The 19,927-nt window shown below is 72.5% G+C and carries 18 protein-coding genes and 1 riboswitch; of the genes, 14 read left to right on the top strand and 4 right to left on the bottom strand.

The annotated features are described in order from the left end of the window. Positions 1-158 precede the first annotated feature (158 nt). From ACFV8T_RS15940 to ACFV8T_RS15925, 4 genes are all read left to right on the top strand, one after another. Positions 159-1,040, top strand: coding sequence for an ABC transporter substrate-binding protein (locus ACFV8T_RS15940; protein ID WP_385327874.1), 882 nt, complete (start codon positions 159-161; stop codon positions 1,038-1,040). 138 nt (positions 1,041-1,178) lie between these two features. Further along, a complete protein-coding gene (locus ACFV8T_RS15935) occupies positions 1,179-1,433 on the top strand; it encodes a type B 50S ribosomal protein L31 (protein ID WP_093540855.1) in 255 nt (84 codons plus the stop codon). A gap of 538 nt (positions 1,434-1,971) precedes the next feature. Beyond that, on the top strand, positions 1,972-2,271 hold the full coding sequence (locus ACFV8T_RS15930; RefSeq protein ID WP_385327873.1) for a hypothetical protein: 300 nt from the start codon (positions 1,972-1,974) through the stop codon (positions 2,269-2,271). A 14-nt stretch (positions 2,272-2,285) separates the two neighbouring features. Beyond that, complete coding sequence (locus ACFV8T_RS15925) at positions 2,286-3,218, top strand: carbohydrate kinase (protein WP_385327871.1); 933 nt, start codon at positions 2,286-2,288, stop codon at positions 3,216-3,218. Between the two features lie 40 nt (positions 3,219-3,258). On the opposite strand, the gene ACFV8T_RS15920 is transcribed toward ACFV8T_RS15925, so the two are convergent. Continuing rightward, positions 3,259-4,551 (bottom strand): hypothetical protein, encoded by a 1,293-nt coding sequence (locus ACFV8T_RS15920; RefSeq protein ID WP_385327869.1) that lies wholly within the window; start codon positions 4,549-4,551, stop codon positions 3,259-3,261. 198 nt (positions 4,552-4,749) lie between these two features. Between ACFV8T_RS15920 and ACFV8T_RS15915 the strand changes: the two genes are divergently transcribed. The 7 genes from ACFV8T_RS15915 to ACFV8T_RS15885 all read left to right on the top strand — a co-directional run bounded on the left by ACFV8T_RS15915 (position 4,750) and on the right by ACFV8T_RS15885 (position 12,905). Then, on the top strand, positions 4,750-6,027 hold the full coding sequence (locus tag ACFV8T_RS15915) for a beta-ketoacyl-[acyl-carrier-protein] synthase family protein (protein ID WP_385327868.1): 1,278 nt from the start codon (positions 4,750-4,752) through the stop codon (positions 6,025-6,027). Between the two features lie 13 nt (positions 6,028-6,040). Continuing rightward, positions 6,041-7,891 carry an acyl-CoA dehydrogenase gene (locus ACFV8T_RS15910; protein WP_385327866.1) on the top strand — a complete coding sequence of 617 codons (1,851 nt, stop codon included), beginning with the start codon at positions 6,041-6,043 and terminating at the stop codon, positions 7,889-7,891. A 259-nt stretch (positions 7,892-8,150) separates the two neighbouring features. Further along, complete coding sequence (locus ACFV8T_RS15905) at positions 8,151-8,429, top strand: phosphopantetheine-binding protein (RefSeq protein WP_385327865.1); 279 nt, start codon at positions 8,151-8,153, stop codon at positions 8,427-8,429. Next, positions 8,426-9,649 (top strand): beta-ketoacyl-[acyl-carrier-protein] synthase family protein, encoded by a 1,224-nt coding sequence (locus ACFV8T_RS15900; protein ID WP_385327863.1) that lies wholly within the window; start codon positions 8,426-8,428, stop codon positions 9,647-9,649. Before ACFV8T_RS15905 ends, ACFV8T_RS15900 begins: the two co-directional genes overlap by 4 nt. 79 nt (positions 9,650-9,728) lie before the next feature. Further along, positions 9,729-9,920, top strand: a riboswitch (cobalamin riboswitch). Between the two features lie 35 nt (positions 9,921-9,955). After that, on the top strand, positions 9,956-11,023 hold the full coding sequence (locus ACFV8T_RS15895) for an ABC transporter substrate-binding protein (protein WP_385327862.1): 1,068 nt from the start codon (positions 9,956-9,958) through the stop codon (positions 11,021-11,023). Continuing rightward, entirely contained in the window at positions 11,020-12,111 is a 1,092-nt protein-coding gene (locus tag ACFV8T_RS15890) for a FecCD family ABC transporter permease (RefSeq protein ID WP_385327860.1), read from the top strand. Before ACFV8T_RS15895 ends, ACFV8T_RS15890 begins: the two co-directional genes overlap by 4 nt. Further along, positions 12,108-12,905 (top strand): ABC transporter ATP-binding protein, encoded by a 798-nt coding sequence (locus ACFV8T_RS15885; protein WP_385327858.1) that lies wholly within the window; start codon positions 12,108-12,110, stop codon positions 12,903-12,905. Before ACFV8T_RS15890 ends, ACFV8T_RS15885 begins: the two co-directional genes overlap by 4 nt. A 177-nt stretch (positions 12,906-13,082) precedes the next feature. On the opposite strand, the gene ACFV8T_RS15880 is transcribed toward ACFV8T_RS15885, so the two are convergent. Continuing rightward, positions 13,083-14,141, bottom strand: a complete 1,059-nt coding sequence (locus ACFV8T_RS15880) for a PRC and DUF2382 domain-containing protein (protein ID WP_385327856.1) — start codon at positions 14,139-14,141, stop codon at positions 13,083-13,085. Between the two features lie 753 nt (positions 14,142-14,894). Between ACFV8T_RS15880 and ACFV8T_RS15875 the strand changes: the two genes are divergently transcribed. The 3 genes from ACFV8T_RS15875 to ACFV8T_RS15865 all read left to right on the top strand — a co-directional run bounded on the left by ACFV8T_RS15875 (position 14,895) and on the right by ACFV8T_RS15865 (position 17,998). Continuing rightward, positions 14,895-16,313, top strand: coding sequence for an alpha/beta fold hydrolase (locus tag ACFV8T_RS15875; protein ID WP_385327855.1), 1,419 nt, complete (start codon positions 14,895-14,897; stop codon positions 16,311-16,313). 135 nt (positions 16,314-16,448) lie between these two features. Then, positions 16,449-17,033, top strand: a complete 585-nt coding sequence (locus tag ACFV8T_RS15870) for an adenosylcobinamide amidohydrolase (protein WP_385327902.1) — start codon at positions 16,449-16,451, stop codon at positions 17,031-17,033. A 56-nt stretch (positions 17,034-17,089) separates the two neighbouring features. Next, a complete protein-coding gene (locus tag ACFV8T_RS15865) occupies positions 17,090-17,998 on the top strand; it encodes an NAD(P)-dependent oxidoreductase (protein WP_385327853.1) in 909 nt (302 codons plus the stop codon). 93 nt (positions 17,999-18,091) lie between these two features. Here the strand turns inward: ACFV8T_RS15865 and ACFV8T_RS15860 are convergent, their stop codons facing one another. Both ACFV8T_RS15860 and ACFV8T_RS15855 read right to left on the bottom strand, forming a co-directional pair. Beyond that, complete coding sequence (locus ACFV8T_RS15860; protein ID WP_385327852.1) at positions 18,092-19,000, bottom strand: RNA polymerase sigma factor SigF; 909 nt, start codon at positions 18,998-19,000, stop codon at positions 18,092-18,094. A 357-nt stretch (positions 19,001-19,357) separates the two neighbouring features. Beyond that, complete coding sequence (locus ACFV8T_RS15855) at positions 19,358-19,813, bottom strand: hypothetical protein (RefSeq protein ID WP_385327850.1); 456 nt, start codon at positions 19,811-19,813, stop codon at positions 19,358-19,360. Positions 19,814-19,927: the final 114 nt, after the last annotated feature.

Raw genomic sequence — 19,927 nt, 5'->3', positions numbered from 1 at the left:
CCACGGGCGACGTCACCGTGCCCGACGCGATCAGGCCCGGCATGCGCCGGGGTGCCTGCCGGGCCAACAGGTGGGGTGTGGCCGGAGTTTGGTGGGCAGGTACTGGTGTACGACCCCGGAGCGCGGGGTGCAGTGACCGGTGGCGAGAGGCGTGTGACGTGAGCGAGCGGACCGTGTGGCAGTTCTCCGACGATCGTGGACAGTTGTCGACGGCCGGGCGGCGCCCGGAGCGGGTGCTTGCCTATGTCCAGGCCGGAGCGACCCTGTGGGACCACGGGATCCGCCCGAGCGCGATATTCGGCTCCGATCACGACGACCGGGCCGTACCGGACGCGGCGAAGACCGGTTCGCTTCCGTTGGCCGAGGTCGGCTACCTCGGTGCGGGCAGCACCCTGGACGTGGAAACGCTGCTGAGCGGTGAGCCGGATCTCGTCGTGGCGGTCAGCTACGGCGGCGGCCATGTCTACGGGATCGCCGCGGAGACCGCCAAGCATCTGGAGGAGCACGTCCCGGTCGTCGTCATCGACGTGGGACAGGCGCGCACCCTCGCCGAGATCGGTGACCGGTTCGCCCTGCTCGCCCGCTCGCTCGGTGCCGAGGAGCCCGGGACGGCGACACAGGACCTGGACGCCGCGCGGCACCGGCTGCGCACGCTCGTGGCCGGAGGGGACGGGCCCCGGGTCGTCGCCCTCTCCCCGGCCGGGCAGGAACAGACGCATCTCGCCCGCCCCCGGATGTGGCCCGAGCTGCGTGTGCTGGCCGAGCTGGGCGTCGGCATCGTCGAGCCGGCCGAGGGGCCCGGCCTGAACTGGTCCACGGTCGGCTGGGCGGAAGCGGTGGCCCTGCGCCCCGCGGTGGTCCTCGCCGACGTCCGGTCCAACGCCACGCCGCTCGACGAGCTGCGGACGAACGCGGACTGGTCGGCGATCGAGGAGGCCGCCCGGGTGGTGCCGTGGAACCCGGAGCCGGTGTGCAGTTCGCGGGCCCACGCACGGTTCCTGACGCTCGTGGCCGAGGCGCTGGAGGCGGCCGGGCGCTGAGCCGGAAGGTGGGCGTACGCCCGTACGCGTGCCCGGCGACGCCCCCCGTACGGACGTGTCCGATCGCGCGGGCCGTACGGGTTCGCGAGGCTGGACACGACCGCCCCGCGCCGACCCCGTACGTCCCCAGGAGCAGGCATGCAGCAGGACAAGCACCCTTCCTACCGTCCCGTTGTCTTCCGCGACCGTTCGGCGGGCTACGCCTTTCTGACCCGGTCCACCGCGTCGAGCGAGCAGACGATCGACTGGGACGACGGCAACAGCTACCCCGTCATCGACGTGGAGATCTCCGCGGAGAGCCACCCCTTCTTCACCGGGAAGGCGCGCGTCGTCGACTCGGAGGGGCAGGTCGCCAAGTTCGAGCGCCGGTACGGGGGCGAGGACGCCTCCTGACCTGCTTGTGGACCCGAGTCCCCCGGCCCCGTCGAAGGGGCGGGGGACTCGGTCCGTCACAGCTCTCGACACCGCCGGCCAACCCCTCGTCACCTGCCTGCACTATCGAACCAACGCGCGTGACCGAAGTGCGTGACCCGTCGCGCTCGTCCCCGGCACGGAGGGCCCCGACCGGGACGGCTGCTGGTCCGCCGTCCTCGTCGACGACGGCGGCACACCGACACGCGTCCACTCCGGCCGGCACGGCGAGCGCGAACTCCCCTGTGTGGCCACCGGATCGCCCGATCCGCGCAGCCGGCACAAGGCCCCGCCGGCCCGGTGATGGCCGCTCCGCCGCAGGACGACATCACGGCCTTCCGCGATTTCTGCGTATGGCGCGAGAACGGGAAGTGGCGCCAGGTCGTCGGCTCCGGCATCCGGGGCGTCGGCGGTCCTCGACCGGGACCCGACCGCCGTCTCCAGCACCGAGTACGGCGATCTGGAACTGACCTCGGTCGTCCGCTTCGGCGGTCCGGACGGGACCGGCGGCGCCGGATCGGTGCTGCTGCGCGCCACGCCCGACGGATACGCCCTCGACCTCGATTCGAACCTGCGGACGGTCAGGCCCTTCCGCAAGGACGGAGGACGGGCGACCGTGCTCGCCGAGGCACCCCTGCCGGTCCGTGCGGGGGTGAGCCTCCCGCTGCGGATCAGGGCCCGCGGCGGGCGGATCGAGGCGTTCCTCGGCGGCCGGCAGGTCATCGATGTGACCGACACCCACCACACACGCGGCAGGATCGGGCTCAATGTGTTCGGGGGCCGCGCCGCCTACCAGGACACGTTCGTCACCGCACTGTAGGAGACTCCATTCCCATGCTCGAAAGACTCGACCTGCTGGTCATCGGTGAATGCGTCGCCGACATCGTCCGGCTGCCCGATGCGGCCGACCGGGTACACCCGGGCGGCAGCCCGGCCAACGTGGCGTACGGTCTGGCCCGGCTCGGGCACGGCGCCACCCTGCTCACCCAACTCGGCCCCGACGACAACGGCCGGCTGATCAGGGACCATCTCGCCGGCGCCGGCGTCGAGGTCCGCACGGACGAGGCCAGGGCCCCCACCCCGTCCGCCGCCGTCACCCTGGACGACGCGGGCCGGGCCGCGTACACCTTCGAGATCGGCTGGACGCTCGGCCCGGTCGCCCTGGACCGGCCACCGCACCACGTCCACACCGGTTCCGTCGCGGCGGTGATGGAACCGGGGGCGGCCACCGTACTCGGCGCCGTCGAATCGCTGCGGACGGCCGCGACCGTCAGCTACGACCCCAATGTGCGGCCGGAGCTGATGGGGGACCACGCGTCCGCCGTCCGCCGGGTCGAGCGGTGCGTCGCGCTCAGCGACGTGGTGAAGGCCAGCGACGAGGACCTGGACTGGCTGTATCCGGGCCGGCAGCCGGAACAGGTCGCCGAGCGCTGGCTGGCCACCGGTCCGGCGGTCGTCCTCGTCACCCGGGGCGGCGACGGCGCGCTGGCCGTGCTGCCCGGCGGGCGGGTGACGGTCGACGCGCTGCCCACCGAGGTCGTCGACACGGTGGGGGCGGGCGACGCCTTCATGTCGGGCACCCTGCACGCCCTCGCCGCGCACGGGCTGCTCGGCACGGACGGCCGGGAGCGGCTGCGCTCGCTGGACCTGGCCCGGACGGCCGACGTCCTGCGGCACGCGGCGGCCTCCGCCGCGGTCACCGTCGCACGGGCAGGCGCCAACCCGCCGGACGAGGCGGAGCTGGCGGCGGCGCTCGCCCGGAGCTGAACACGCCCTGGTCGGGGGAGGGGGTGCCCGGAGCCCTTGCTCAGCCGGGCGCCACCAGGTGCGGGCGGCTGTCGTCGTCGAGGAACTCGACGACGGCGAGAACGAACAGCGCGCACAGCGCGATCCACACGGTGACCAGACCGGTCGGCCGGTCCCACACCACCAGGACCGCGGCGGCCACCACGACCACCGTCCAGTTCAGCGGACCCCTGGCGCGGTGCACCCACCGGCCGACCGGTCCGCCGGTGAAACCGGCCGCGTCCCGTACCGCACCGATGCCGCCGCTCCACATCGCCATCACGCGGGTGGCGGCGCGGCCGTCACCGGTGAGCCACGCGGCGAGGGCCACCACGATGCCGAGCGTGACGACCATCCGGACCAGGGCACGCATCCGGCCGACCAGGGCGTCGAAGACCGAACCGGCCGCCGGCTGCGACACCCCGGACGGCAGGCTGTCCAGATAGAACCCGCGGCCCACCCACAGGGCCAGGCCGAGCACCGCGGCCCCGACCGCGACCGCGAGCGCCGTCGTGATCAGGGCGCGGCGGCGGCGCACCGCGAGGAGGACCCCGCCCGCGGCCAGCACCAGAGTGACCAACGGCAGCCAGAACCCGATGATCTGGAGGGCCCGGAACCACTTCTTGGCCTTGCCCACCGAGTCGGAGGTCAGCACCGTGAAATCGGTGTGGATCTCGGGGAGTTTCGCCGCGACGCCCAGCCCTCGGTCGACGAGGCGTTGCTTCACCCGGTCGATGACCGGTGCGAGGTCGATGGTGACGGTGTCGTCGGTGAGCTTCACCGCCCCGCCGCCGCTGCCGGACAGCGCCTTCACCGCGGCGGACTGGGCGGTCCGGTTGAGGTCGGTCCAGATCCTCGCGAAGGCGTCGCCGGCGACGAACTTCTCCACGGTCCCGTGCACGAAGTTCGAAATGCCCGTGGTGAGGGGGCCGTTCAGCTTCGACAGCGCCTTGTCGAGCACCGGCCGGTCGGCGGGGGAGACATCGGCCAGCAGGGTCTTCACATCCAGGTGCTGCATGACGGCACCGGTGACGCGATCGGTCACCGCGGTCCGCACATCGGGGTCGGAGGCGAGCGGCGCCATCATCGCCACATAGTTGTCGGTGTCGCCGATCTGGTTCTTCGCCCAGGTGGAGACGATGCTCAGTGGCGTGAGGACGGCCGCGACGAGGACGAGCAGCACGGCGAGGAAGGAGCGGGCCCGCGGCCGGTGCCGCGCCGGGGCACCGGCCTCCAGCACGGCCACCCTGGCGCGCAGCGCCTCCAGCTCGGCACTTTCCTCCGGGGGCTTCGGCTGATCATGGTCCGCTTCCATCCCTCCAGGGGATGGCCTGCCGACGCGCACGGCACGGCGGACTGCGGTGGACGGGTGAACAAGGTCACCGTGACGTGCGGCACCGTTCGGCCCGCCGGAGGTATCGATGACCCTTTCGGCTCATTGGCCGCATCCTCGCCGGGGCTACTGCCGTTCGACAACCGGTAGGCGTGATCGATTACGGAGGAGGGGGCGGACATGACGCGGGTCGACAGGGACGTCGCGGTGACGGGACTGGGCATGGTGACTGCCGCGGGCGCGGACGAGCACACCTTCTGGGAGGGGCTGTGCGCCGGTGTGTCCATGGCTCGCAGCTGCGAGGAACTGGCCGGACTGCCGGTCGACTTCGGCTGTCCGGTGGACGGGATCGACCTGGACGAGGCGGTCGGCGGGCGTGCGGTGTGGCGGATGGCGCGGTTCGTGAAGATGGCTCTGGTCGCCGCCCGCCGGGCGGTGGCGGACGCCGGTCTGTCGCCGGAGCGGTGGGACGGCGACCGGGTCGCGGTGGTGCTCGGCGTCGGGGTGGGCGGGGTGTCCGTGCTCGTCGACAACGTACGCAGGCTCGACGACGGCGGCGCGGACGCGGTGTCGCCGCTCCTGGTCCCGATGATGATGCCCAACGCGGCGGCCGGGGAGGTGGCCATCGCGCTGCGGGCCCACGGCCCCAGTCTGGCCCCGGCGACCGCCTGCGCGTCCGGGGCGACGGCCCTCGCCGTCGCCCGCGACCTGCTGCTGAGCGGCCGGTGCGATGTGGTGGTGGCGGGCGGTGCGGAGGCCGTACTGACGCCGCTGGTGGTGAGCGCCTTCGCCGGAATGGGCGCGCTCTCGCCGCGCACCGGCGATCCGGCGGGGGCGTCGCGGCCGTTCGCCGCGGACCGGGACGGGTTCGTGATCGGCGAGGGCGCCGCCGTGCTCGTACTGGAACGGACGGCCGATGCGCTCGCCCGGGGCGGACGGCCGCGCGCCCTGCTGACCGGTGCGGGTTCCGCCACCGATGCCCATCACCCCACGGCCCCGGACCCGGACGGCGGCGGCGCGCGCAAGGCCGTCGAGGCCGCGCTGCGCGAGGCGGGCTGGGCGGCCCACGAGGTCGACCACATCAACGCGCACGGCACGTCGACGCCGCTGAACGACGCGATGGAGACCGCACTGATCTCCGGGCTCTTCCCTCACCGGCCGTCGGTGACCGCCCCGAAGGGCGTGCTCGGGCACACCCTCGCGGCGTCCGGGGCGATCGAGGCGGTCGCCACCGTACTGACCCTGGAGCACGGCCTCGTCCCGCCGATCGCCAACCTGGACTCGCTGCCGGACGGGTTCGACCTCGACTGCGTGGTCAAGGAACCCCGGATCCAGCAGGTCGAGCGGGCGCTGAGCCACTCCTTCGGCTTCGGCGGGCACAACGTCGTACTCGCTTTCCAACGCGTCGACGTGGACGGGCCGCCACCCGCGGACCCGGGTGTCCTCGCCGTTGCTTGATCGTTATATTTTCATGACCGCAACGATCGACAGCTCTTCCACAAAACGGTCCACGGACCTCCTCACCGGTGTGCTCCTCGGCGACAACTTCCGCCGGGAGCACGGTTTCTGGCAGCGGCTGATCAGCACCGAACCCTTCCGCCGCCCCGACCGCAGCACGACCGAGGAACGCCTGGCTCTCACGTACGAGCGGCTGCGCGTCCTCAACGACTGCCTGGACAGCGGCGCCCGGCTGGCCGCCGACCACCGCGCCCTCGCGGCCCTGCACGAATGGCTGGGCCCGGTGGACCCGGCGCTGACCACGGTGGCGGGCATCCACTACAACCTCTTTCTCGGCAGCCTCCTCGACCACGGCGGCGACCGCGATCTGTCGGACTTCCTGAGGCTGCGGCGCATCGGCACCTTTCTCTGTACGGAGGTGGCACACGGCAACGATGCCGCGGCCGTCGAGACCACAGCCGAGTACGACCGCGAGCGCGACGGATTCGTGCTCGGCACACCGCACGCCGGGGCCCAGAAATTCATGCCCAACACCAGTCCGGCGGGCGGCCCCAAGACCGGGCTCGTGGCCGCGCGGCTGCTCGTCGACGGCGCCGATCAGGGGGTCTTCCTCTTTCTCGTACCGCTCACCGACGGCGTACAGGCTCTGCCCGGCGTACGGATCCGCAGGCTCCCCACCCGCACCGGCAGCCCGGTGGACCACTGCCTGACCTCCTTCGACCAGGTCTTCGTGGGACGCGCCGCGCTGCTCGGCGGGGACCACGGACGGATCGGTGCGGACGGCGGGTTCAGCAGCACCCTCGACAACCGAAGGCGTCGCTTCCTCGCGTCGATCGGGCGAGTCACCTCCGGCAAGATCTCGATGACGGCCTGCGCGGTCGGCTGCGCGCGGGCCACACTCGCCGTCGCCGTCCGCTACGGCGGCCACCGGTACGTCTCGGGCCCCCGGGGCTCGCGGCAGGTGCCGGTGATCGCCCACCGCAGCCACCACGGACCGCTCGCCTCCGCCACGGCCACCGTCTTCGCGATGAGCCTGCTGCACCGCAGGGCCCTGGACCGCTGGGAAGGGGGCGGGCAACGGGAGGAGGCGGAGCGGCTGGTCGCCGTCGCCAAGGGGTGGGTCACCTGGCAGGCCAGGTCAGTGATCGTCGAATGCCGTGAACGCTGCGGCGCCCAGGCGCTCCTGGAGAACAACGGCATGAGTGAACTCCTCACGGGAGTGGAGGGTGCCATCACGGCCGAGGGCGACAACATGGCCATCCACGCCAAGGCGGCCGCGGAGATGCTCTTCGCCACCGCACCGGGCGGACCCGAGGCTTCCTCCGGCGGCGGACCCGGCGAACTCGACGACCCCCGGTTCCTCGGGGGGCTGCTCGCGGAACTGGAGCGGATCTGGTTCGGGCGGGCCCGGGAGCGGATGCGCCTCGCACCGCACGGTGACCCGCTCGCGCGGTGGAACGTGGCGTCCGGGCCGGCCCTGCGCGGCGTCGAGGCGCACGCCCAATGGCAGGCGGCCGAGGCGTACGAGGAAGCGGTGGCCGCGCTGCCCGAGGGGCCCGCCCGCGAACGGCTCGGCGAGCTGCAACGGCTCTTCGCGCTCGACCGGATCGCCCGCAACAGCGGTGATCTGCTGGCAGCGGGCCTGTTGACCGCCGACCAGGTCAACGGACTGCCGGACCGGGTGGAAGAGCTCATCACCATGGTCGCCGCCCGACTGCCCGACCTGGTCGAGTCCTTCGCGCTGCCGCCGGAGCTGCTCGCCGACTGGCCCATCGCCGGAGCCGACTACGTGGCTGCCTACGACGAGCCGGGAGCCGCCTGGCGGACGGGCGGGGACCGGGCGACGGTTCAGGACGGGCGATGAGGGCCATGACGAGGAGGGGAACAGCTGTACGGGGTCACCGGATCAGGGAGGCGGCCGGGGCTCTCGGAGTCCGGGTTGTCCTGCTGGCCTACTGGGGTACGGCGTCCGTCCTGGCCCGGTGGTGCGGGGAGCGCGGGGAAGACGGTGCCGAATCGGTTCGGCACAAGGCGTAACTGGAGGCACTCCACCCAGTTGATTCGGCGTCGGGACGGTGTCACCGCCGGCCCGACAGCCGGACCGAATGATGGAGAGAAAGCTCATGAGTGCGATTCATCCCAAGATCACCGAGGTTCTGACACACACCTTCAAAGTGCCCGTTGCCGAGATCCACCCGGGCTCCACGATGGACAGCCTGGAGATGGACTCCCTCGCCGTCGCCGAGTTCGCCGTCCTCATCAGGGAGACGGCCGGCGGCAACCGGGACTTCGACCAGCTCCCCAAGGACGCGACGCTGGCCGACATCACACGGTTCATCGACCTGGCAGCCGGCCGCGGCGCGCGGGTGGGCGGCGGGACCGCGATGAGCAACGCCCGATGAACAGGCCGGCCGTCGCCGTCACCGGCCTGGGCATGATCACCCCGGTCGGCAACGACACCGAATCCACCTGGCGGGGCGTGTGCGCGGGAGTGTCACCGGCCCGTACCGTCGCCGAGCTCGAAGGGTGCGCGATCGACTTCGCGTGCATGGTCGACGGCATCGACCTGGACGCCGCGATCGGCGGCCGGGCGTCCTTCCGCATGGGGAAGTACGTGAAACTCGCCGTGCTCGCCGCCCGGGAGGCGGTCGCCGACGCGGGGCTGGACCCGGCCCGGTGGGAGGGCGCCCGGGTCGCGGTGGTCGTCGGCACCAGCAGCGGGGGTTCCGCCTCGCTGACCGAGCAGGCCGTCGTGCTCGACCGGTTCGGAGCAGGGGCCACCTCTCCCTCGGGCATCCTGCTCACCATTCCCAACATGCCCGCCGCCGAGATCGCGATCCAGCTGCGGGCCACCGGACCCAGCATGGCCCCGTGCACCGCCTGTTCGTCCGGTGTCACCGCGCTGTCCGTCGCCCGCGACCTCCTGGTCACCGGGCAGTGCGACATCGCTGTCGCCGGAGCCACCGAGTCGATCGTCTACCCGGCCGCCATGGCCGGGTTCGCCAGGTCCGGAGCCGGGGCCCGGACGGATGGCGACCCGGCCACGCTGTGCCGTCCCTTCGCGGCCGACCGGGCCGGTCTGGTCATGGGCGAGGGCGCGGCCGTCATGGTGCTGGAACGGGTGGACGACGCCGATGCCCGGGGCGCGGCCCCACGGGCGCTGCTCGCCGGTACCGGCGCCACCACCGACGCCTACCACCCCATCAGTCCGCATCCGTCCGGCACGGTCGCCCAGGCGGCGGTGGAGGCCGCGCTGCGCGACGCGGGCTGGGCGGCCGAGGACGTCGAGCACGTCAACGCACACGGCACGGCGACACCGGTCAACGATGCCACCGAGGCCGCCCTCATCGCCCGGGTCTACCCGCACCGGCCGCCCGTCACCGCCCCCAAGGGTGTACTGGGGCACTGCATGGGGGCGGCCGGTGCGATCGAGGCCGGACTCACCGTCCTCACGCTCCAACGCGGAGTCGTACCACCGATCGCCAACCTGGACGCCCCGGCGCCCGAGTTCGACATCGACTGCGTCACCGAACGACCGCTGCGGCAGCCCATCCGGCGCGCCGTCAGCCATTCCTTCGGCTTCGGCGGACACAACGCCGTCATCGCTCTTCAGCGTCCGTAGGCATCCGGCAGGTGGTGCGACGGGACACACAGCCCGGCGTACCACCGGCCACACCCCCCATGAGCTGCGCAGAGCCTCGTGATAGCTTGCCGGAGCCAGTCGAACTCCACGTAATGGGGTCAGGGAATCCGGTGAGAATCCGGAACTGACGCGCAGCGGTGAGGGGGACGGGCGGGGCCACGGCCACTGGGACCACCCTCGGGTGTCCTGGGAAGGCGTCCCGTCCGAAGGAACCCGAGTCCGAAGACCTGCTGGCGCCCGCGACCCGGCACCGGGCCGCGGAACTCCGTACAGCGGGCTCCGCGCATGAGCCCTCAGACGCAGAGGGACTCCGTGCCGTCCATAGCCAGCCCCATCCGCATCATGGCCCTGCTCTCGGCGGGACTCGTCCTGCTGACCGGCTGCGGAGGCGGGACCGACGACTCCGCCGCGAAGCCGGACTCCGCGGACGGATACCCGGTGACGCTGAAGAACTGCGGACGCACCGTCACCGTCGAAGCCGCGCCACGGCACGCCGTCTCGGTGGACCAGGGATCGACGGAGATCCTGCTCTCCCTCGGCCTCGCCGACCGGATGGCCGCCACCGCGACCTGGACCGACCCGGTGATGAAGGGTCTGGAGAAGGCCAACGCCGAAGTGCCCAGGATCGCGGACAACCGGCCGTCGTCGGAGAAGGTCCTCGACCGCGAGCCCGACTTCGTCAGCGCGTCGTTCGAATCGACGCTCGCCAAGGGCGGCGTCGCACCGCGCGAACAGTTCGAATCGCTCGGCGTCCCCACCTATGTCTCGCCCGCCGACTGCACCGGCAAGGACAACAGCGGCGGCGGCGACGGCGCCCGTACCGCCCCGCTGACCATGGACAGCGTCTACGGCGAAGTGCGCGAACTGGCCGAGGTGTTCGGCGTACCGGAGCGCGGTGACGCGCTCGTGGCGCAGTTGCGGGCCCGGGTGAAGAAAGCGGCCGAGGGCATCGACGCCTCCGACGCGACCCTCCTGTACTGGTTCTCCGACTCCAAGGCCCCGTACCTGGCCGGCTGCTGCGGAGCGCCCGGGATCATCACCGAAGAGCTCGGCGCGAAGAACGTCTTCGACGACACCCATGAGGAATGGCCCCAGATCAGCTGGGAGACCGTCGCCGACCGCAACCCCGACGTCCTGGTCGTCGGCGACCTGACCCGCAAGGCCCAGACCGCCGAGAGCGCCGCGAAGAAGATCGAGTTCCTGGAGTCCAACCCCGTCACGAAGAACATGGACGCCGTCAGGCACAAGCGGTACGTGCTGCTGAGCGGCCAGTCCATGAACCCGTCCGTCCGGACGGTCGAGGGCATCGAACGCGTGGCAGCCGGACTGCGCAGGTTCGGGCTCGCCGGGTGACGGGGACCGAACGGGGCACGGCGGTGGCCGCACCGCCCGCCCCCGCCACCTCCCCCCGGGCCACGAAGGGCGCACGGCGACTGCGCGGCGGGGCCCTGTGGGTCTGCGGCGCCGCGTTGCTCGTCGTCTCCGTCGCGGTCGCCGTCACCATCGGCCCCGCCCGGATCTCCGTGGCCGACGTCTGGTCCGCGGTGGCCTCCCACCTCGGCTGGGGGCGTTCACGGCTCTCCCCGATCCGGGACGGCATCATCTGGAACCTGCGGATGCCGCGCACCCTGCTCGCAGCGGTGTGCGGTGCCGGGCTCGCGGTGTGCGGCACCGTCATGCAGTCGCTGCTCCGCAATCCGCTCGCCGACCCCTTCGTCCTCGGTGTCTCCTCCGGAGCGTCCACCGGCGCGGTCGTGGTCGTCGTCCTCGGCGTCGGCGGGGGAGCGGTGTCGATCTCGACCGGCGCGTTCGTCGGAGCGCTGTGCTCGTTCGCCCTCGTGCTGCTGCTCAGCCACACCCTGGGCGGCACGACCGACCGGGTCGTGCTCTCCGGTGTCGCGGCCATGCAGCTGTTCTCCGCGCTCACCTCCTTCGTCGTGATGACCGCCGCCGACGCCGAGCAGACCCGCGGGGTGCTGTTCTGGCTGCTCGGCTCGCTCAGCGGGGTCGGCTGGACCGACGTGTGGATCTGCTCCGCCGTCCTCGTCGTGACCCTGCTGATCTGCCTGGGTCACGCCCGTACCCTCGACGCCTTCGCGTTCGGGCAGGACGCCGCAGCCACGCTCGGCGTCCATGTCGCGCGCACCCGGATCGTGCTGCTGTGCACGACCGCACTGCTGACCGCCGCACTCGTCAGCTCGGCCGGTGCCATCGGCTTCGTCGGTCTGGTGCTGCCGCACGCCGCCCGCGCCCTCGCGGGTTCCGGGCACCGGCGGCTGCTGCCGGTCACGGCCCTGGCCGGGGCGGTGTTCCTGGTCTGGGTCGACACCCTCGCCAGGACGGTCCTCGACCCGCAGGAGGTGCCCGTGGGCGTGGTCACCGCACTGATCGGCGTACCCGCGTTCGTCCTGGTCCTGTACCGCACCCGGAGGACCGCGTGACGGGGGCGGCCACCTCGGGACTGCGTGCCGAACGGGTCGGCCGGGCGGCGGGCGGCCGTCTCATCCTCGACGGGGTCGACCTCGCCCCGCCGCCCGACGCCACCGTGGGGCTGATCGGACCGAACGGGTCCGGCAAATCGACCCTGCTGCGGGTGCTGGCGGGGGTCCTCGCCCCGGAGACCGGCGTGGTCACCCTCGACGGACAGCGGCTCGCCGGGATCGGCCGCCGCACCGTGGCCCAGCGGATCGCCGTGGTCGACCAGCACGCCGTCACCCAGGTCGAGCTGAGCGTGCTGGACGTCGTACGGCTCGGGCGCATCCCGCACCGCAGGGCCTGGTCGGCACCGACTGCGGAGGACGACGAAGCGGTGCGCGAAGCACTCGCGCGGACCGGCCTCGCCGACCGCGGCGACCAGTCCTGGCACACCCTTTCCGGCGGCGAACGCCAACGCGTCCAGATCGCGCGGGCACTGGCCCAGCAGCCGCGCGAGCTGCTGCTCGACGAGCCGACGAACCACCTCGACATCCAGCACCAGCTGGAACTCCTCGCGCTGATCGCCTCCCTGCCGCTGACCGGTGTGATCGCCCTGCACGACCTCAATCTGGCCGCGATGTTCTGCGACCGGATCGTCGTGCTGAAGGAGGGGCGGGTGGTGGCCGCGGGCACCCCCTCGGAGGTGATCACCGAGGAGCTGATCGCCGACGTCTACCGGGTCACGGCACGCGTCACGCCGGACGGGCCGGCCGGGCGGCCCTCGGTGCGTTTCCTGCCGGAGCGTCCTGCGGGGACGTAGGGCCTTTCGTTCTGGATCATGGATCATGCCGGGCGCGTGGGCCGTGCCGGGCCGGTGGAGCATGCCGGGGCCGCCGTCGTGGCGGGGGCCCCGACGGCGAGAGGGCGGACCCCGGCACTGCACGGGTCCGCCCTCGTTCTCCGGGCGCGGCTGTCCGCCGCGGTGCGCGGGACGGGGTCAGCGGCGGCGTCCTCGGCCGAATTCGCCGCCGATGTCCTTGCCGCCGATGTCCGCGCCGTCCGCGTAGTCGATCTGCTCCTTGCGGAGTTCGGCGGAGACCTCCTGCTGCTCGGTCACCTTCTTGGTCTCCATCCGCACCCGCTCGACGGGCACGGTCTCCTTGCGTGTGGTCGCACGTTCCGCGTGCAGGGTGACCTCGACGTCCTGCTCGCGGATGGCGGCACGTTCCGCCGCCTTGTCGCCGGGCTTCAGCGGCTCGCGGATCAGGCGCACCTCTTCGTGCGTCACGGGTACCGTCCTGGTGACGTTCTCGGTGACGACGTACTTGTGCAGCCGTGCCGTCCCGCTCTCGTACTCCTCCGTTCCGACGAGCAGCTGCTCCTCGGAACGGATCATCTCCTCCTTGCCGCCCAGGTCGGCGGCGGACCGCTCGGAGCCCGCCCCGGCGCCGGCGAGGGGACGCGAGGTGCCGGCCGCCCCGGTGTCCCGGTGCTTGCCCTGGCCCATGCCGGTCCCGCCTGCTGCCATGCCGGACGAGGTGGTGCGGGCTGTGCCCGTACCGGAGGCGGTGGTGCCGGTCATGGCCGTCTTGTCGGATCCGGGGGTGCGTCCGGCGCCGGCCGCCCCCATGGCCCCGGCTCCGGCGGCTCCCGCCGCCCCCATGGCCGTGGTGCCCTTCCCGGACGCCGTCGTGGTTCCCGTGTCCGTACGGCCGCCGAGCTTGGCGGTGGTGTTCCTGGCGAGGCCGTAGTGCTTGTAGAGCTCTTCCTCCTCCGCCACGGACAGATGCGCGTCCGCGTCCACCCGAGGAGCTTCCTTGACCCGGTCCTTCGGATGCGAGATGTGCAGATCGGATCCCACGCGGCGGGCTCCGGCAAGCGGAACGAAACTCTCCTTCATGCCGAACAGGCCGGTCTTCACCGTGATCCAGTCCGGCCGGCCGGTGTTGTCGTCGACATACACCCGGCCCACACTGCCGACCTTCTCGCCGTCGGTGTCGTACACCGTCAGACCGTCGAGCTCTCCGGAATCCGTGAAACCGTCAGCGGCTCCCATGACCGATTCCTCCTCGTCCGGGCGCGTCCTGTGGCTGGGGCCATCAGAGGAGGCGCGTCCGCATTCCATCGCGCCTCACCCGGATGGACGCTGCAACCTCCCGGGCCGCGGCGGCCGGCTGCCGCATGCTCGACGGTTGGGCGGTGACCGCCTGCCACGGCGGTGTGCACCCCGTTCCCGTGTTAGGCCATTCGGGTGAGGTGTGGAGGCTGCGCGCCGGGCATCCGGGACCGGGGCCGGGCGGGCGGGTGGCGCGGGGCCGGTCCTTCCCGGAGGCCGGAACGGCAGGGTGCCGCCGGGCAGGCGGCCGCGCCACGAAACCGGGGGATCCGCCCGGTGTTGTACCCGGCATGAACACGCTGCGTGGCACATTCGAAGACGCGGAGCTCCACGACCGGATGCGCCCGCGCCGTCCGCCGGAGCCGGTCGCCGGGACCGTGAACCCGGCCGGACTCACCCCTCGGAGCAGGGCGCTCGAAGTCTGGCCCGGCGCGGGGAAGTTGACGGCTCCGCTCGCGGAGCCCGGGTACGGGGGGAGGGCCGTCGCCCTGGGACGGACCCGTGTGGGTGAGCCGGTACGCACGGGAGATCACGTACACGGCCGAGCGGTACTCGCGACCCGCTGATGACCTGCTGATGACCTGCTCGGGCCACCCCCGGTGCGGGCCCGCCCGCCACCCGTGAAACCGTTCTGCGACCAGGCCCTGATCCGCCGGACAGGCCCCTGCCCCGCGCAACGTGAAAGGAGCGCCCATGTCCACCCCCGCCCCCGTCTCCTACCGCCACGGCGGCCTGGTCTGCACCGACCACACCCTCGACGTGCCGCTCGACCACCACACCCCCGACGGCCCCACCGTCGGCCTGTTCGCCCGCGAAGTGGTCGCCGCCGGCCGGGAACACGAGAACCTGCCCCGCCTGCTCTGGCTCCAGGGCGGGCCCGGTGGCCGCGCCGAGCGTCCCGACGCGGCGGGCGCCTGGCTGCGCCGCGCCCTCGCCGACCACCGAGTCGTCCTGCTGGACCAGCGCGGCACCGGCCGCTCCACCCCCGCGGACCGGATCACCCTCGCCCGCTTCGGAACCGACTCCGTGGCCGCCGCCGGGTACCTCGCGCACTTCCGCGCCGACTCGATCGTCCGCGACGCCGAACTGCTGCGTCGGCACCTCCAGGGCGAACAGCCGTGGAGCGTCCTCGGCCAGAGCTTCGGCGGATTCTCCACCCTGACCTATCTCAGCCTGGCCCCCGAAGGACTCGCCCAGGCCTACATCACCGGCGGGCTGCCGACCCTCACCGGTCACGCCGACGACGTGTACCGGGCCGCCTACACGCGCACCCTCGCCCACAACGAGCGTTACTTCGCCCGCTACCCCGGCGACCAGCCGCTCGCCGATGCCGTCGCCGCGCACCTCGAAGCGCACGACGTCCGCATGCCGACCGGCGAGCGGCTCACCGTCCGCCGCTTCCAGACCGTCGGCATCACGTTCGGCACCTCGGCGAAGTTCGACTCGCTCCACTACCTCCTGGAGACCGCCTTCACCGACGGAGCCCACGGCCCGGAGCTCACCGACACCTTCCTGCGCGGTGTCGACGCCGCCGTCTCCTTCGCCGAACGCCCCCTGTACGCCGCACTCCACGAGCCGATCTACGCCCAGGGGGGCCGCCCCACCGGCTGGTCGGCGCACCGCATCCGGGAGGAGTTCCCCGCCTTCGACGCCACCTCGGGAGGCCCGCTCCGGTTCACCGGAGAGATGGTCTACCCCTGGCAGTTCGAGGAGGACCCCGCGCTCGTCCCGCTGCGCGGCGCCGCCGAGGCCCTCGCCGCCCGCACCGAGTGGCCCGCTCTCTACGACCTGGACCGGCTCGCCGCCAACGAGGTCCCCGTCGTCGCGGCCGTCTACCACGACGACATGTACGTCGACCGCGAGCAGGCCCTCGCCACGGCCGACGCGGTCCGCGGTCTGCGGACCTGGGTCACCGACGCCTACGCCCACGACGGGGTGCGTGCCGACGCCGCCGTGCTGGACCGGCTGATCACCATGGCCCGCGGTCAGGACCTCTCGTCCGGACCGGGCCGGGGCACGCGAGCCCGGCATGATCCGGACGAGAGACCCGATGTCCGACCGTCCGTGCCGGGGCGGAGCACCTGCGGGAGTGCCCCGCCCCGGCACATATGATCGACGGGCCACGTGCCGACCGTCGTCCTGCCGCGCCACCGGGGGTGCCCCATCCGTTCCGTACGCAGCCGGCTGCCCGAACAGCGCGGTGAACTGCTGGCCCGTCACGAGGACGGTGCGGACCTGCACCATCTGGTGTGGCGGCTCGGGCCGGGGTGGCGGGTCTGCGGCAGCGCCGTGCTCGGCGGCGGCATCGGTCCGCGCGACTGGATCCTCAACGCCCAGGTGCCCGGCGGCTATCCGCGCCTGGACCCCGACCGCCACCTCGCCGAGATCGCCGCCGCCGAACACCTCACCGGACCCGGTGCCGGGCTGATGACGGCCGCCGACGTGACCGCGTACACGGTCGCGGCCGACGAGGGCGTGACGGCGACCGCCACCTGCGGACTCGGCGTACGCGGCTGGGCCGCCGCCCCGGTGGAGGGCACCGGGGGACCGCCGCGTCCGGGCACGATCAACATCGTCGTCACCCTCCCCGCGCCGCTCTCCGACGCCGCACTCGTCAACGCCGTCGCCACGGCCACCGAGGCCAAGGTCCAGGCGCTCCTGGACGCGGGTCTCGACTGCTCGGGCACCCCCACGGACGCCGTCTGCATCGCCGCGCCCTCCCCGGGACCAGCCCCCGCCGAACCCTTCGCGGGACCGCGCTCCCGCTGGGGCGCGCGACTCGCCAGGGCCGTGCACGCTGCCGTCCTCGAAGGCGCGCTCCGGCAATCCTGAGAACTCACAGTGCCGCGGGCCGGCCCGGGGCGCGGCCGACGCAAGGGAGTCCCCTCATGACATCGAGCGCTGCCGACACCACCCCGGAGCGGCCGGTCGTCGCCGTTCTCGGCACCGGAATCATGGGATCGGGAATGGCCCGGAGCCTCCTCCGGGCCGGACTCGTGGTCCGCGCCTGGAACCGTACGCGGTCCAAGGCGGACCCGCTCGCCGCCGACGGCGCCACCGTCACGGAGACGGCGCAGGAGGCGGTACGCGGTGCGGATGTCGTCCTCACCATGCTCAACGACGGCCCCTCCGTCGCCGCCGCGCTCGCCGCCGCGTCCGGGGGACTGCACGCCGGCCAGGTCCTGCTCCAGAGCACGACGGTCGGGCCCGACGCCACCGCCGATCTCGCCCAGCGTGCCGCGGACCTGGGCCCGGTCTATCTCGACGCACCGGTCTCCGGTACCAGACAGCCCGCGGAACAAGGCGCGTTGACGGTGCTCGTCGCCGGTCCCTCCGCCGTCCGCGCGACGGTCGAACCCGTGCTGGACGCGATCGGGCAGCGCACGGTCTGGGTCGGTGAGGTCCCGGGAGCGGCCTCGCGACTGAAACTCGTGGTCAACACCTGGGTGATCACCATGGTCAACAGCATCGCGGAATGCCTCAACCTCGCGGAAGGGCTGGGCATCGATCCGCAGATCTTCCTCGACGTCATGAAGGGCGGCCCGCTGGACTCGGCGTATCTGCAGGGCAAGTCCGCCGCGGTCCTCTCCGGCGATCTCACCCCGAGCTTCGCGCTGTCCACCGCGCTCAAGGACACCCGCCTCATCCTGGACGCCGCGCAGCCCTCGGGGGTGCGGCTGGACCTGGTCGCGGCGTCGGCCGACCGTTTCCTGCGCGCCGAGGCTGCGGGGCACGGCGGCGAGGACATGATCGCCACCTACTACGCGGGCCGCGCCCCGGAGAAGGACGGCGGCTGAGCCTCCCCACCGGCCGGCCCGAGGACGCCGGGGCGAACCGCTCCGGGCCTGCGTGACGGGCCGGCCCGCTGGCCGCGGGCCGGCCGGCCGCGGTCACTCCTCGACGAGCATTCCGCTGCGGAGCTTCCGCAGAATCCTGCTGATCAGCCGCGACACATGCATCTGCGAGATGCCGAGTTCCGCGCCGATCCGGGACTGTGTCATCTCCTGGCCGAAACGCATGTCGATGATGCGACGCTCGCGAGCGTCGAGACAGCCCAGCAGCGGTGCGAGCGCATGCAGATTCTCGACCGTCTCCAGGGCGGGATCCGGACCGCCCAGGACATCGGCGAAGGTGCGCCCCGGCGCGTGGCGCCGCCCCGCCTCCGAGGGATCGGCCGGCATGTCCAGCGAACCCGCCGCGTACCCGTTGGCCGCCACGATGCCCTCGGTGACCTCGTCCTCGCTCAGCCCCAGCTGTTCGGCCAGCTCCGGGACCGTGGGGTCACGGTCGAGTTCCGTGACGAGCGACTCCTTGGTCCTGGCGATGTCGACCCGCAACTCCTGCAGCCGGCGCGGGACATGCACGGCCCAGGTGGTGTCGCGGAAGAATCGTTTGATCTCCCCGGTGATGTACGGGACCGCGAAGGAGGTGAACTCGACCTCGCGGGACAGTTCGAACCGGTCGATGGCCTTGATCAGCCCGATGGTGCCGACCTGGACGATGTCCTCCATGTCGCCGCCGCCCCGGTTGCGGAACCGTCCCGCGGCGAACCGTACGAGAGAGAGGTTCATCTCGATGAGGGTGTTCCGCGCGTACTGATGGGCGGGGGTCCCCTCCTCCAGGACCTGGAGGCGGCCGAAGAACAGCCTGGACAGCTCGCGCGCGTCACAAGGAGCGATCTTCCCCGCGTCCTCGATCCACGGCAGGCCGCCGATGTCCCCGGCCGGCACGTCCGCCGGTGTCGGGCGGGCACTCTCCGCTCGCTCAGCACCGGCGGTCCGCGCAGTGTGCGCCGTCATCTCGTCACGCTCCCCTGGTCGTAGCCCATGAGGTGTATGCACCTGCCCCCGGACGGAAATCCCATGCGGAAAAGCGGAAGTTGATCAGGTCACACGGCATCTATGGCCGGGAATCATCGTGACTGCCCGTCATGTCCTCACGGCTCGGGGGCGGGACAGCAGAACCGCCCCACCGGTACGGGGGAGCCCGGTGGGGCGGTCGCTCAACAGACTGCCACAGCCGAGGGGCAATGGGGACCGACCGGCGTATATCCAGCGGTAGTTGAGTCGAAATCGACGGTGTTCCGACTTCGGTGGTGCAGGTTCGGGAGAAGGACGGCAACTTCGGCCGGCGGACCGTCCCGTCGCTCCGCCGCCTCACACCGGGTCCGCGGTACCGAGGCGCGCGGCCGCGATGGAACGGCTGCGCGCCGCTGTGACGGCACCCACCACCGGCATGGCCAGCACGGCCAGGACGACGGGTCCGAAGCCGCCCTCGGACGACACGTCCATCACCACCACCTCGCCCACGGACAGCGTGGTCCCCAGCACGAAACAGGCCAGGCCGCGCAGGGGAGCGGAGGCGAGCACGCGTGACGGCGCGACAGCCAGCACCACGCCGGTCACCAGGCCCAGCCCCGCCCCCACGGCGAGGGAACCCAGCACGGCGACGGAGCCCGCCGCGGGCTTGTCGAACGTGCTTCCCACCGGCCCTCCGAACAGCCCCGCCAGCGCGATCACCGCCCACAGCACGGCGCACATCCCGGCCGGGACCGCCCCTGCCCGGATGCCGAACAACAGCCCACGTCGCACCACGGCACCCGACGCTCCCATGTGTGTCCCCCTGCCCGTGCACCGCGCGTCCGCTGTCTCCCGAAGCCCGGCCCCAGGCGATGCGTTTCAGTGGGGCCGCGACATCTTCGCAGGTCCACCGGTCCCGTGGTCATC

The organism is Streptomyces sp. NPDC059832, from assembly GCF_042731715.1.
In the GTDB taxonomy this organism is placed as follows: domain Bacteria; phylum Actinomycetota; class Actinomycetes; order Streptomycetales; family Streptomycetaceae; genus Streptomyces.
Note: the sequence above shows the minus strand (reverse complement) of the source record. Positions and strands in the feature narration are given on the sequence as shown.

Coding starts and splice junctions, on each gene's coding strand:
- ACFV8T_RS15915 (WP_385327868.1), top strand. CDS start 4,750: ATGACGCGGGTCGACAGGGACGTCGCGGTGACGGGACTGGGCATGGTG.
- ACFV8T_RS15865 (WP_385327853.1), top strand. CDS start 17,090: ATGACATCGAGCGCTGCCGACACCACCCCGGAGCGGCCGGTCGTCGCC.
- ACFV8T_RS15880 (WP_385327856.1), bottom strand. CDS start 14,141: ATGGGAGCCGCTGACGGTTTCACGGATTCCGGAGAGCTCGACGGTCTG.
- ACFV8T_RS15910 (WP_385327866.1), top strand. CDS start 6,041: ATGACCGCAACGATCGACAGCTCTTCCACAAAACGGTCCACGGACCTC.
- ACFV8T_RS15895 (WP_385327862.1), top strand. CDS start 9,956: ATGAGCCCTCAGACGCAGAGGGACTCCGTGCCGTCCATAGCCAGCCCC.
- ACFV8T_RS15860 (WP_385327852.1), bottom strand. CDS start 19,000: ATGACGGCGCACACTGCGCGGACCGCCGGTGCTGAGCGAGCGGAGAGT.
- ACFV8T_RS15875 (WP_385327855.1), top strand. CDS start 14,895: ATGTCCACCCCCGCCCCCGTCTCCTACCGCCACGGCGGCCTGGTCTGC.
- ACFV8T_RS15925 (WP_385327871.1), top strand. CDS start 2,286: ATGCTCGAAAGACTCGACCTGCTGGTCATCGGTGAATGCGTCGCCGAC.
- ACFV8T_RS15855 (WP_385327850.1), bottom strand. CDS start 19,813: ATGGGAGCGTCGGGTGCCGTGGTGCGACGTGGGCTGTTGTTCGGCATC.
- ACFV8T_RS15900 (WP_385327863.1), top strand. CDS start 8,426: ATGAACAGGCCGGCCGTCGCCGTCACCGGCCTGGGCATGATCACCCCG.
- ACFV8T_RS15905 (WP_385327865.1), top strand. CDS start 8,151: ATGAGTGCGATTCATCCCAAGATCACCGAGGTTCTGACACACACCTTC.
- ACFV8T_RS15935 (WP_093540855.1), top strand. CDS start 1,179: ATGCAGCAGGACAAGCACCCTTCCTACCGTCCCGTTGTCTTCCGCGAC.
- ACFV8T_RS15920 (WP_385327869.1), bottom strand. CDS start 4,551: ATGGAAGCGGACCATGATCAGCCGAAGCCCCCGGAGGAAAGTGCCGAG.